We start from the raw sequence: 13856 nt of genomic DNA, 5'->3' as shown, positions 1-13856 counted from the left end.
TTAGAAGGAAAAGATAATAAAAGACTGCGGAATCCGAAAATTTTTGCTGCTAATAATGAAAAAATTTTCGCCTAATTGTAAATATATAGGCGATCTGCTACGCTAGTACCAAGTAGAACAATTACGAGTTTAAGGAGACTTGTCCATGTCGAATCTTTCGCTTGCAGAAGCCGTGAAATTGAAAAGTGTATTAGCAAAACGCATTCATGAATTAGAGGAGGAAATGGATCGCGTAGCGTTCGTTGAAGTTGAAAAAGGCAGTAAAGTGCCGAAACAGGTCCGTTCACTTGCTAAGGTGGAACAGGAAATGGACGAGATTCGAAAAGACTTTCGGTTATTGGATAAACTAATGTACCGGTCCAATATTGATAATGAAATTGATTTCAACGGCGAGGCAATGGCGATTGTCGAAGCACTTGAACTAGCGACTCAGCTGCGTGCTAAAGCGAGAAAGTACAAAGAGTTTGGAGCTGCTGCCGAGGAGGAGCTTCAATACGGCTACGGAGAAGGAATTCCAGTCATACGGCGGGCAATGTTTGATCCCGAAGAGTATCGCTTGAAGGCGGTCGACTTGGAACGGCAGGCGAACCGGCTATCGAACGCTATTAATAGTAAAAATTATTCCATCGAACTTGATTTCGACAGCGAGAAATATTTCTGATCCTTGGAGCGGTGAGACTCCTCTCCAAGGCATGGAAGGAAAACCTCTTTGTACTTCGGTGCAATTGTTCTGATGGCTAATGGCAAACCAATAATCCATTCCCCATTACAACTTTACCTTTTACCGATAACCAACCAAGAGCGAACGGCGGTCGACGACCATCCTCCAGTTTATGTTCCTTCCATGAATCCCTCTGCCTTTGGGCAGAGGGATTTTTAATTGGTTTACAAAAAGACTATATTTGACGATTAGCATTTTAATGGTTTATTAATCGGCCGGGGTAATTTAGAGTGAAGAGATAGAAGAAAACAAAAAGGATTGAGGAATTTGAAAGCTTTTGCTTCCCACGACGAACAACTTACCATACTCCAAAATCGGGGCTTGACAGTGCCAGACAAAGCGGCGGCGAAACGGATCTTATCGCGCGAGAATTATTATGCATTAATTGATGGCTATAAAGAGCCCTTCCTTGAGCGAGACGAGCGTGTTAATCCCTACGGCCTGGAACAGTACCGGGCGGGAACCGAGTTTGGCCATATTTATGCACTGTACCGCTTCGACCGTGAGCTGCGGATGCTGCTGTTGAATGAATTATTGAAGTTTGAAAAGAACATCAAATCGAAGATTGCGTACCGATTTTCGGAGAAATTTAGAGAGACAGACAGTTTTCTCGAACCCCAAAATTACAGTCTGGATACTCGGCACCATCATGAGCGCGACCGCATCATTTCAACGCTTTACAATCTCATCAAAAGCCATAAGAAACGCGACCGTGTCAGATATCCAGCCATTCGGGAGTTTTTTGACAAGCATCGGAACGTACCGCTTTGGGTGCTCGTCAACTTTCTGTCGCTCGGGCAAACTATTAATTTCTATCAAGTCATCGACGAAGAACTGAGAGAGCAGATTGCCCAAGACTTTGCCGAAGAATTCAGCGAAGAGCATTGGCCGGTCCGTTTGAAAGCAAGTGAACTCGACGCGATTCTTGGTGTCGTGTTTCCATACCGAAACAAATCCGCACACGAGGAAGTGCTGTACCATTTTCGCCTCGACCATCCAGTAGAGCTTCGTGAAGTGGAAATTATGCTGGAAATGCCGAAAGGAAGTTTAAGCAGGGGAACGGTATTTTCGGTTGTGAGCCTGCTCGAGTTGCTTTTAGCCAAGGAAGAATACGAAGTATTTAAAGGCGAACTTGAACGGTTATTGGATGATTTGAAAAAAAACGTGGCAGGACGCGCCTATGGGATGATTATGAGGGAGACTGGATTTCAGGAGGACTGGCAATGAGCGGCAATCGGATTTTCAACTATTCGTTAATTAGCCAAGATGATTTTGAAGAACTGGGAATACGATGAAGCGTCTTGGCTCGTTGGTTTACGGAAAAAGCAGTTTTAATAAGTTTGCTATACTGGCATCAAAAACACAGCCTCAATTTATATGAGGCTGTGTTTTTTTATGTATTTTTTAACCCTCTGTAAATAGCGATATTTTCAACAACTCCTGGGATGATCGGTTCTTTCAGGACACTCCGTTGGCTAGAGAGCTTTTTGCTTGTATTTCCCTCCATAGACAGAGTGAGAAAAGGAGTCGATCTGCCATTGTAAATGAGGTTGTTGCTGAATAAAAAATAAAAGCGTTAAAGTGGAGGATATATGTGAATCCATAGAAAAGAAAAAATTAGAACCATGAAAAAGCCGGCTTACGAGGAGTGAAATCTCGTAAGCCGGCTTTTTTTGTTATCTTTCGTCTTTAGAATTAGGTTCTCTTATTATTAATAGGTAAAAATAATTATGTAATTTTTATAATTTTAAATTAATTTAACCTGAATTTAACTTTGTACCTACAAAATGAAAAAGTTCTTATAATTATTTAATTTTAGTAGTTATAAATATCTACTTTCAGGGGTTGTACAAAGAATGACATAAAAATTTTATGCGGAGTTGACCAGTTGAATGAATGCGACAGGAAAAATGGTTTGTACAGCAGCAATGTTGGTCTGCATGAATGGAGGGGAAGCGAATTTGAGAGATGGGTTCTTAGAATCTCACTTCAACAATGGAAAGGCTGAAGAAGTTGAAGAAAATGAATTTGAACAGCCGTGGAAAATCGTTTGGAGCGAAGAATTCGAAGGTGACGCTTTAGATCCTCAGCGCTGGAACGTGCTGGACGATGCTTTTGGATATGGTGCAAGAAGCCAGCATTACAAACCAGAAAATGTGGAAGTAAGCGAAGGACAGTTGAAAATCCATATTAAAGAAGAAATGTCGCAAGGAATGCCTTACACATCCGGTGCAATTACGACAAGAGGAAAAGTGTTGTTTAAGTACGGAAAAGTGGAAGTGAGAGCGAAGTTGCCATCTGGGACAGGTTTGCTGCCAGCCATTTGGTTTTGGAACAATCAAATCCACACTTACCCAGAAATTGACATGGTCGAGATTCTCGGACAAGAGCCCGGACAAGTCTGGAACACGCTCCATTATGATGTGAACGGCATTTATGGAAAAGATTACGCTATGACACAGTTTCCCGATTTGACCACGGATTTCCATACGTATGGCATTGAGTGGACACCTGAAAAGATTGTGTATTTTGTCGATGGTGTTCCCACTCATACAAGTACGGTTTATGTGCCGCAAGAAGATATGTATCTGTTCATCAATACGGGAGTAGGAGGGAACTGGGTTGGAGAACCTGACCATACGACGGTCTTTCCTGCCCAAATGAATGTGGACTGGATTCGATATTACCAAATTAAAGAGGAATAAGGAGATGGCTGAGTGGAAGTTATATATGTGTTGGCGTTTATATTATGGGCGGTTTTCTTTTCAATTCAAGTTATGTACCTGGTTATCGGTTTAAGGGAAACGAAAAAAGATACAACAGTTCGGAAAGATCTTTCAGAGAAATATATGTCGATACTGGTCCCTGCGTATAATGAGGAAAGGGTATTAGCAGGCTGTTTTACTGGATTTCAAAACTTGGATTACAAGAACTTCGAACTTATTATTATTAATGACGGTTCAAATGATAATTCGATGAAGTTGATGCATGATTTATTGGGATTGAAAGAAGTGAATCTGCAGCCGAAAAATAAATTGGCGTATAACTCAATCACTCGTACCTTTGTATCAACCATTTATCCGAATGTAAAAGTTTTGGATAAGCTAAACGGCGGTAAAGCAGATGCGTTGAATGCTGGAGCAGACTATGCGCTTGGAGAAATCATCATTACTTTGGATGCGGATAGTATTTTGCAGAAAAATGCGTTGACTCATGTAAATGAAGCGATGGAAGATCCGAATGTTCTCGCCGGAGGCGGGGTAGTCCATGTTGGACAGATGTACCAAGACTCAAAACCTTCCTTTAAAGGAAAAGGGCTTTTAAGATATCAATTATCTGATTATATGTTGTCGTTTTATGTGAAAAGATTTGTTCAATCAAAATTTGGGGTTGTATCCGTAGTATCAGGAGCGTTTGGCGCATTTCGAGCTTTTGCATTATACGAAATTGGAGGATATAAGAAAACCATTGGGGAAGATATGGAAATCACGCTCAATGTACAGAAGCTGATTAAAAATGTCTATACCAAAGGGAAATTGGTGTTTATTCCAAAAGCAGAATGTTATACAGAAGTCCCTGATAACTTTAGGAATTTGCAGAAACAAAGAATCCGCTGGCAAAAAGGATTTTTAGACTCATTAATGATTTATCGGAAAAGAAGAAAGAGAGATCTCGGATTCAAGCTCGTCTTTTTTGTCTTCATCGATTCATTGCTGCCAGGGTATATTGGCATACTAACAACGTTTCTTTTTGCGTGGTCGATTATTACTTGGAACCTGATGACTTTGACGGTAATGTTGCTAGCAGCTACAGCGATATTACAAATTACGCAGAGAGTATGTGCTTACGCTGTCTCAAAAAAATATGGGCACGCATACAGCAAACCGGACTACATAAGAATACTCTTCTTCTCAGCTCTAGAACTTGTTACATACCGTGTATTGGATATGTATTTCTTCATGTACGGGTCTATCATGTTTATCTTCCAGAGAAATCATCAATGGAACAAGATGGAAAGAAGTGGCCTGGTATCAATCTATACCAATGAAATGGGCATTAAAAAGCCTGCATTGCTGACTACTGCCTTGCCATTGCAGGAAGCAACTATGGAATTTGCCGCTGAAAAAAATCCAGCTTTGTCTTTTAAAGAAAAGCCTGAAATTCTGCCAGAGTTGGTTTTGGAATTGGTGTCAGAATCACAAAGTCCTTTACAAAAAACAATGACGGGAAGTTAATCAGTCCTACCTATATTTCTAACTGCAAATAACTGAATTTTTCGAATTATTTACGATGAATCAAACCGTTAAAAGTTTGATCCATCGTTTTTTACTGTTATTTTCGTTACATGATTTTATGCTTCTTTAGCGCAATCTCATAGATAATTTTTCAGCCCTTTATAAATATCAACGATTTCGCCTTGCTTCATTCGCACCAAACCGCTAGACGAAGGAGCGACATATTCGATGACGCCCGGTACGACCGGTTCTTCCTGGACACCCCACTTGATGGTGCGTTTTTTGCTGAATTGCTGATAGACGCCTTTGCCAACAAAACAAACGGCTTTCGGACGGTATTGTTTTATTTTCTGCTCGAGAAGGGCGGCTCCTTCCGCGTATTCCGCTTTGGAAATTTCCGCTGCTTCTTTCGTAGGGCGGGAAACGATGTTCGTCAGCCCGTATCCGAGTGAAAGCAGTTCGAGATTTTCTTCCGGGAGATATTTCCGCGGTGTCAGTCCCGCTTCAAACAGGATTTTCCAGAACCGGTTATTTGGGTTGGCGTAATGATAGCCCGTTTCGGAAGAACGGATGCTTGGATTGAAGCCGACAAATAGGATTGCTAAACCTTCTTGAAGATGATCGGATATTGGTTGTAAATACAAAAAGGTTCCTCCTTATCATTTTTTCAATGAATGAGATATTAACAGTGCTTTAGGAAAGTCGTTTAGTAATACAATAAAGTACTAGATATTGAATTATTCTTATTATTAATTATTAAAACATGATTGGAAAAAATATTGTAATTTTAGGGCGCCTATGTTATGTAAAACATTATATTATTAGCAGGATATGTTTGAAGGAATTATTAAAAAGAGCTTCTAATAACTTAGAAGCTCTTTTTTAGTGTAACTACTTAACTGTAATTTTTCTTTTTACAACTGCTTTGTTATTGGATTTATCAGTAACAGTATAAGTCAAGGTATATGAACCTTTCGCCTTTGTATTAACAGTTCCGGTTACTTTAATCTTACTTGTCAAATTACCATCTAAATTATCTTTTGCTGTAACGCCTGTTTTCGAACTAAACGAAGATCGCAACTTAATAGTTTTACTCTTAGCACCAGAAATGACTGGTTTAGTGCTATCGACCGTAATCTTTCTTGTAACGGTGGTTACGTTTTTTGAACTATCAGTGACTGTGTACTTCAAAGTATAAGTACCTTTTTTCTTTGTATTAACAGTGCCAGTCACCTTAATTTTACTAGTCAAACTGCCGTCAATATTATCTTTAGCAGTAACACTTGTTTTTGGGTTAAATGAAGAATTTAAACGAATTGTTTTATTCGCAGCCCCTGAGATTACAGGTTTAACATTATCGACTACTGTAATTTTTCTGGTGATTTTTGTTTGATTTCCTGATTTGTCAGTGACTGTATAAATTAAATTGTAAGTGCCTTTTTTCTTTGTATTGACTGTACCACTTACTTTTATAGCACTTGTAAGAGTGCCGTTGACATTATCTTTTGCACTCACATTTGTTTTAGCGTTAAATGTTGAGTTAATAGGAATGGATTTATTTGCAGCACCCGAAATCACTGGTGCTGTTTTATCTTTGACAGTTTTTGAAGGGAGAGTGAGTGACTTTCCGCCTTCCTTCAATACTACTTGAACAATAGAATTTGCTTTCTGTTTTCCAATATTTAATTTAAATGTTGAGTTATTAGAAAGGGTAAATGTTCCGATACTTTTCTTTGAGTTTGTAGCTAAAGCAGTGGAACCCGCAATAGCTTTGGTCGCATTGCTTGAAAGAGAAGCCGGTTCTAAAAGAAAGACTTCAGCGGTTGTACCAAAGGAGCTCTGACCAGTAATATAAGCATTGTTATCAGAAAGCTCTTCGATGTAAACTTCTTCAACAGAAGTATAAATGTAATCGGATTTGTCTGTATTTGGCATCGTTGTTTCTATTTTAATTACTGTATCAGGAGTTAAATTACTAACAGGTACAGCAAATTTGCCATTTTCATCAGCAGTACTTTCTCCTAATTTGTTCTTTTGTTCATCAAAGACAGTGATTATACTACTAGCAGTTGCAAATCCAGTTATTTCTTTTGTAATTTGTGAAACTGGATCAATTTCTGGTTTTGTTGAAGTTTTTAATGTGAAAAAATAGTTATAAACTACGTTTTCAAATTCGTCTTCGTATAAAGTAAGAGGCTTTAAATCTTTTAAAGTTGTGTTTTCATTGAAAAATTGTTTGACAATTCCCGTTTCTCCTGTTGTAAAAAGAGTTGGAGGTTCAGCTGGATAATCGCTATTGGTTTTGTTAAATAAACCACTATATTTTAAATTTGGCGGAAGATAGATGCTGATTGAATCGGACCATGTCGTAACTCTCGAAGTGAAAATAGGATATGGAAGAAAAAGATAATCCCATGTATTGAGAGGGGTGGCCATTGATTCATAAGTTTTTACTATATCCCCTTTTGAGACCCTCATTTTCACGAAGTCTCCTAGCTCAACTTCAGTCGGCCTAAGAATCCCTGCTCTTTCAACTATAAAACTCTTAATGACCTTGTTATCGATTATTATTTCGATTTTTGAACCTGGACTTGCATTGTATCTAAGAACTGGCAATATTCTCTTTGTTGGGCCTTGTACATATGTAGGCTCATCATCCACATAATATATTGAAAAAGCAGCATTAAGAGAAGCTCTTAATACAAAGACTTCATCAGATTCAATATATTTTCCAGTAGAATCGTAAGTATGGATCTTAAAAGTGGTGTCTGGTCGATGGCTTTCTACAAAAAGTTTAAAAACTCCCTCTTTATTTGCTAATGCACTAAAAACTTCCTGTTTTTCTCCACGTTTGTTTGGTCCTTCGTATGTTACGCGCGCATTTGGTATTGTTGTACCGGAGACAACTTCATCAGCAGAGTAAAAGCGATTAACTTTTGTTACATCTTCTTCAGCAGAAACCGTCCATGTTGCAAAATTAGATGTGCTGAAAAACAGAAGTAATGACAGGGATATCAAAATAAAATTTTTTATTTTTTCCATAAATCCTCCAATTAATATTTTCTCGTCTTCTTTTTTTAGTATAGCTTGTTTTATTTAAAACAGGCTATACTTCTTAAGTAAATTATATTTTTTTCCAAAATATTGATTTGTAAGATGTTCGTGGAACATATATTATTAATTCTTGTATTTTATTTTTTGTTATAAACTTTATGAAAAATAAATAAAAAAACACTATAGAGCCTTCCTGAAATTAAGTGATTTCAGGAAGGCTCTATAGTGTGAAAATCCTTGTAAAAGAAATAAATATAAATTTTTAGTTAAATTAGTACACTCTTATAACAGATAACAATATGGATCAATCTTTCGGCGGTTCGTCGAGGCCTTCCGCGCCACCAGGGCGTGGAGAATCTGCCGCACCGTACATATCGCCGGTAAGTGGATCAATCAAAATAGCCTGAACGTCGCCAATCCGATTATCAGACGATTCGCTATTAAAGCCGTAATCTGGGTTGTAGCCCATGCGTGCCAGGATTTCCAGCGTCTCTTTCTTGATGCCGTCTTCCCATTCTGTGGTAAGTTTCGGCGAGTTGTAAATCCGGGGTGCGGCGATGGCCTCCTCTAAATCCATTTCGTATTCCAAGACATTAATCAAGACTTGAAGGACGGATGCGATAATAGTAGGGCCACCCGGCGAGCCGAGCGTAAAGAAAGGTTTGCCTTCATGAAAAACGATGGTCGGCGTTTTAGAGCTGACCGGGTACTTGTTGGCATTCGGCTCATTGACTGAGCCGGGTTCCGGATTAAAATCCGTAAGGTCGTTATTGAGTATGAAACCGTATCCCGGTAACATAATGCCTGATCCGAAAATACGTTCAATCGACGATGTGCAGGAAGCGATATTGCCCCAACGGTCGACCGCTGTAAAGTGTGTGGTTTCAAAGCCGGCTTCAAGCGCTGATGCTTTTTGGGGTGCTGCAGCTTCCCGGTCTTCATATTGCCAAGGGTCTCCGCATTTCACATCATCAAGGCGGCGCTCAAAAGAGAAGAGCTCGCGGCGTTCTTCCAAATAATCTGGATGCAAAAGGCCAGTCATCGGTATTTTCGTAACATCCGGATCTTCGATATAGTTTAGCCGGTCTTCCATTGCTAGGCGCATGAATTCCGCGATCAAGTGGTATTTCTGCCATGAATCCCGATCGTATTGGCTCAAGTTATAAGGTTCCAGCAATTTCAACATCTGTGCCACGGTAAATCCGCCGCCATTTGGCGGAGCCGGAAATGCAAGGTCATATTCTTTATAGCTGCCCCATAATGGTTCTTCAATTTTAACTTCGTAGTTCTTTAAGTCTTTTTTAGATAACAAGCCGCCGTTTTGTTGAACCGTTTCAACGACTGCATCGGCAAGTTCGCCTTCGTATAGCGACTTGAACCCTTTATCGCGGATGATCCGCAGCGTTTTTGCAAGATCTGGCTGTCGGATTCGGTCGCCTTCTCTTAACGGTTTGCAGTTTGGCACAAACACTTTTTTCGTGTCTTCATTCAAGCGGTCTTTAAACAAATCAAGTGTCTGTTCCCAAAGGAAATTCACTCGGTATTCTTCCTCTGCTAATTGGATGGCAGGCTCAATCAAGCGTTCAAGCGGCATTGTGCCATGCCGTTCAAGGGCAACTTCAAGAGCTTTCATCATCCCAGGTACAGCGACGGCCCTTGCGTGGACCGAGCGTTCATCAGCTGGAATAATTTCTCCTTTTTCATCCATGAACAAGCGGGGAGTGACGGCAGCAGGAGCTTTTGAGTGGCCCTGAATCACTTCGGTTTTATTCTCCTCATTGTTGTAATAAACAATATAGCCTCCTGCCCCAATTCCCGTATTCATGCCTTCAACTGCGGCCAAGGCCAGCTGTATTGCAACGATGGCATCAATCGCATTGCCGCCTTCTTCAAGGACTTTCGTTCCAGCGTCGGTTGCTTCTTTCACTGCACTGGCGGCCATTCCATAGCTTCCAGTATCAGTTCTTTTATGCTCAGTCAGCTTCTCTGTGTGCTGATTTTGAAAAATCGTTTCTATGCCCAACTGCAAATCACCTCATATGTATATCTTTAATATCGCTTATACTGTATACCCAAATTTCGGAAGTTAAAAATCTCAACATGCGGCGATTGAATTCCATTTTGGAATAGAGGAAACTTTAAAAAAGCAATGCGCCATTTTTCAAAAGAAATAGCGCATTGCTTTTTAGGTTTTATAGTTGATCGGTTACTATCACAAGGATTTATTGGAAAATCTATATAAAAATATTTGAAGAAAACTTCCAGCGGTTTTCTAAAGCTTTGTCCACGAATTTTTCTTTATTGCCATAGAGCCGCAGTACATCCCGGATTTCCTCGGCACGGTATGCAGCATTCCGGTTGTTCGCAAGAGAGGGATAGCCGGACCCGCGCTGCAGATAATCGGAACTTGCCACCGTATACCAGCGATCTTCAGCGAGCGGTTCTTCGTTAATCAAGATTTCCTGGACGTTTTTTCCGTCATGGATAACTTTTGCTCCGGAGACATGCAGCCTGCCGACAAATTTTCCTCGGAATCCAGGTCCTTTGCCGTCTGCTAAGCACACTTGCGCATCAAGCGATTGTTTGATTGCTTCACTTAAATCTTTCCCTTGAACTTCAAAAGAAGTCGGATTAAGCGGGGAAGGACAGATTTCAATCAATTTTTTATGCGACAGAAAATCAAATGCGCCGGCATTGACAATGCCGCTATTCATGAGGCCGATGTCGCAATTCAACATATCCCGCAAGCCATCTGCAATGAGGTTGGTGATTGGATTTTCTTCGATAACATCATGCCAAAGAGGCTGCTCTAACTCATAGAGCGGTTCGCTTAATACGGTGATTGCTTTTGCCTTGTTGTCCTTAAGAATCTGCAGTATTTGCGGATCCATCGGAACGTCTCTAGTCGATATGGTTTCGGAGTGGATCAGTTTGATTTCGCCGTTTGCCACATCGAGTTCGACAACGCCGACGTGTTCGGCGTAATTGCCGGCGCTGTTCATAAGGGTGCCATTGGCGGTTTTCACTTCCGGATACAGCTGGTGGTCATGCGCTGAAATAATGACGTCAATTTCAGGGACGGAAGCCGTAAGCAGTTCATCAGCTGCCGTTCCGATATGGCTGAGGAGTATGCATATATCAAACTTGCCTTTGTTCCGGCTGATTTCATCCACAACCATTTTCTTATACTCGTAAACATGGACGCCAAGTCCCGCATTGAAGACATCAAGATCCGGCGAAGAGCCGGTAATCAGAATCCGCAGACCGTTTTTTTGTAAAACGATGCTCTTTACGACTCCCTGGATATCGGTTTGGTCTTTTTTGGCGAGGTTGTTGCTGATGAATGGAAATGGGCTGTTTGTCGCCATATGCTCAAGTGTTCCGATGCCATTGAACATTTCGTTATTGCCGATGGTCAATGCGTCATAACCTGCAGCCTCCAATAACTCAAGCGCTGCCATGCCTTTTGTTCCTTGAAGTTCAATACTTTTAAAGTCTGCGAAATCACCGCCGTCAAGAAGGATGGTGTTGTCGTCTTTCAGCTGCTTGATCAGCGTAGCGGCTCGAGCAAAGTTCTCGTAATTGCTGTGGACATCGTTCGTATGTAAGATTTTCAGTTTCATGCAAGTTCCCCCTGTTGAGTAATGTCTTTCTAAATAGTACGGCAATTCAATCATGTGGGTTTCAGCTCAAGTGAATATTAATGGAAAATTACCATAGGAAATATTAAAGAGTTGTCTCCACCAATTGTATTTAAAGAATGGTTTTCTATAAATGGAGGCAAGAGGTTTGGATATAGCCGCTTATCGGCGACCGTTTTTTCAAGAGCAGATTCAGCGCTTAGGGGAGAAGGGGGCGGTTTTGGCGTGAAAAGAGCCGGATTTTGTAGGAGATGCAGAAGCCCGCTTGAAACAAAAACTTAAATGCTGTTCAAGGTTAGTTGATTAGCGCAGTTGTTCCGAAGAATCAGTTAGAAGGGTGCGCCAATGAAGGAAATTCATTCTTTTTTATCTCTTTCTTATATCAGCATTTATAGAGATACAAAACAAACCATGTTTTACATAAATATTTGATTTGAATGATAAATATATTTGAAAATTCAGACTTCTTGTATTGCCTATATTGTACTTCAGGAATATAATGGAGGTGCCAAATCACATATTCTGAACCGGATTTCAACGTACATAAATCATTAGAAGGAAGGGTTCGAAATGTTTGTTAAAACGAAAGAGAATTGGTTGATGCTCACTTTAGTTGCGGTGATGGCGTTAGTAGCTAATTGGTACCAAGCTTACGACCTAATAGACCAAATGCCTGTCATCTTTGATATACCTTATTTTTCTGATGCCATTCCAAAGGTTTTCGCTATGCACTTTCCAGAGATTTGAATAGAAAAAAAAGCAGGGCATTTTAAAGTGAAAAGCTAAAAAAGAAGAACACTCCTGTATGCATTAAAAGGAAACAATAGGGAAGAAGGGGTTGTCATGCCAGCCAAGCAAATGGAGGCAGACAAGTTATGTCTTTTCATTCTCATAATCCTTGGTGTATTGGCGCTCAGTGGGTGCGGCACAGAAATACCTTCTGAAATTCCGAAACCAGCATCTTCAGAAGTGGAGTCACAGGAAACGAATACAGCCGATCAGGCACCGAACGAATCAGTAGGAATAGTACCCGTTTTGGTTGATGAAGAAAAGAATGTTGTCCTTTCTTCAAAAAGATTGAAGGTAGACATGGGCGCATCATCAAAAGCGCAATTGCAGCTCGCATACAACGGCGCTAATGGCTATGTCATCCCTGAAGATTCAGCCATCGTTTATTTTATGCGTGATTTTAATCGCTTGTGGGACGTCTATTGGGTGGCTCTCTGGGTAAAAGAGGATTACTTCACTTTAAACGATACCCGTAATCTGAAAGCTTTAATAGTGGAGTACGAAGGGCTTCGGCGAGTCCTTCAATCCTCTGTTTCTGGAGGTTCCAGCGAATCGGCTGGATTTCAAGAAGAGTTTGCATTTTTTGGGGATCTTGCAATCCATTACAGAATCCAAGCAGTCCAGCATGTGCTGGCATCATTGGAATCAGGAGGTTCGAAAACTTCTTCAGAAATGACAAAAAAGATTGAGCGCATCAACGAAGGGCTTGCTTGGTCAAACGAAGAAGTTGAAAAAATGAACATCATTTATACCGATTACCTTAAAATGTGGAGCAACTCAATTGCAAGGCAGAGAGGGGATTGGGCGGACGATTTTTCTCAAAAATATGCGTATAAAGCAGACAGGTGAGTGTTTTTAAAACACCACCTGTCTTTTTTTTGAGTCCCTTCATGCCTAAGGTGAATGAACTGGCGAATCAATATGTAAAGCGGCTAAAGATGAGACCGTAAGAATCGGTTTGCCGGCTTCTTTTTAAGTGTATATAAAAGAAGGTGGTACATAATTTGCCTTAAGGTGATTCAGGAAAGGAGCTGGAAATATATGAGCATGCAGCACATCAGGGAAAACGACTTGGTGCGAGATGAATACGGGAATTACTACAAGGTGGTGGGGATCCATACCGAAGAAGACACACTGAAAGTTCTTGAAGTGTCGAACCTGTATTTTGAAACATCATTCCAGTATTCAGCGGGTAGTTTAGCTGAAGACTACAAAACAAAACCAGTGGGCGTGTTTATCCAAGAGCAGGTGAACGCGTATATCGATGAAATTCAGCGAAACGAACGGCCAATCTACGGCATCCGTGATTTGATGGTCAACCGCATCAAAGTATACGCAGTGGATATCACACAGCCGCATCCGATGCGGAACGAGACGGTGTAAAAGAGAAACTCCCCAGGGACAGAGCCAATCCAA

Annotated in this window: 11 protein-coding genes; 7 read left to right on the top strand and 4 right to left on the bottom strand. The window is 40.6% G+C overall.

All coding sequences use genetic code 11. From position 1 onward, the window contains the following. Nucleotides 1–145 precede the first annotated feature (145 nt). The 4 genes from FQV28_RS15630 to FQV28_RS15615 all read left to right on the top strand — a co-directional run bounded on the left by FQV28_RS15630 (nt 146) and on the right by FQV28_RS15615 (nt 4956). Nucleotides 146–661, top strand: a complete 516-nt coding sequence (locus tag FQV28_RS15630) for a hypothetical protein (RefSeq protein WP_146497442.1) — start codon at nt 146–148, stop codon at nt 659–661. Between the two features lie 327 nt (nt 662–988). Beyond that, complete coding sequence (locus FQV28_RS15625; protein WP_146497441.1) at nt 989–1948, top strand: Abi family protein; 960 nt, start codon at nt 989–991, stop codon at nt 1946–1948. A 665-nt stretch (nt 1949–2613) separates the two neighbouring features. Further along, nucleotides 2614–3426, top strand: coding sequence for a glycoside hydrolase family 16 protein (locus tag FQV28_RS15620; RefSeq protein ID WP_146497440.1), 813 nt, complete (start codon nt 2614–2616; stop codon nt 3424–3426). A gap of 12 nt (nt 3427–3438) precedes the next feature. Continuing rightward, nucleotides 3439–4956 (top strand): glycosyltransferase family 2 protein, encoded by a 1518-nt coding sequence (locus FQV28_RS15615; protein WP_146497439.1) that lies wholly within the window; start codon nt 3439–3441, stop codon nt 4954–4956. 137 nt (nt 4957–5093) lie between these two features. On the opposite strand, the gene mug is transcribed toward FQV28_RS15615, so the two are convergent. The 4 genes from mug to FQV28_RS15595 form a co-directional block, all read right to left on the bottom strand. Beyond that, nucleotides 5094–5600, bottom strand: a complete 507-nt coding sequence (gene mug / locus FQV28_RS15610; RefSeq protein WP_146497438.1) for a G/U mismatch-specific DNA glycosylase — start codon at nt 5598–5600, stop codon at nt 5094–5096. Nucleotides 5601–5847: 247 nt separating this feature from the next. Beyond that, entirely contained in the window at nt 5848–7998 is a 2151-nt protein-coding gene (locus FQV28_RS15605) for an immunoglobulin-like domain-containing protein (protein WP_146497437.1), read from the bottom strand. A gap of 316 nt (nt 7999–8314) precedes the next feature. Next, the gene (gene ggt, locus FQV28_RS15600; protein ID WP_146497436.1) at nt 8315–10033 is read right to left on the bottom strand and encodes a gamma-glutamyltransferase; all 1719 of its coding nucleotides are present in this window, start codon (nt 10031–10033) and stop codon (nt 8315–8317) included. Between the two features lie 211 nt (nt 10034–10244). After that, complete coding sequence (locus tag FQV28_RS15595) at nt 10245–11633, bottom strand: bifunctional metallophosphatase/5'-nucleotidase (RefSeq protein ID WP_146497435.1); 1389 nt, start codon at nt 11631–11633, stop codon at nt 10245–10247. Nucleotides 11634–12221: 588 nt separating this feature from the next. Here FQV28_RS15595 and FQV28_RS19305 point away from each other — a divergent pair. From FQV28_RS19305 to FQV28_RS15585, 3 genes are all read left to right on the top strand, one after another. Beyond that, nucleotides 12222–12398: a hypothetical protein gene (locus FQV28_RS19305; RefSeq protein WP_186763912.1), complete on the top strand. Its 177-nt coding sequence runs from the start codon at nt 12222–12224 to the stop codon at nt 12396–12398. A gap of 96 nt (nt 12399–12494) precedes the next feature. Then, nucleotides 12495–13289, top strand: a complete 795-nt coding sequence (locus FQV28_RS15590) for a hypothetical protein (RefSeq protein WP_146497434.1) — start codon at nt 12495–12497, stop codon at nt 13287–13289. Nucleotides 13290–13481: 192 nt separating this feature from the next. Further along, nucleotides 13482–13823, top strand: coding sequence for a hypothetical protein (locus FQV28_RS15585; protein WP_146497433.1), 342 nt, complete (start codon nt 13482–13484; stop codon nt 13821–13823). The last annotated feature ends 33 nt before the right edge of the window (nt 13824–13856 follow it).

Source organism: Planomicrobium sp. CPCC 101079, assembly GCF_007859275.1.
Taxonomy (GTDB): domain Bacteria; phylum Bacillota; class Bacilli; order Bacillales_A; family Planococcaceae; genus Planococcus.
Note: the sequence above shows the minus strand (reverse complement) of the source record. Positions and strands in the feature narration are given on the sequence as shown.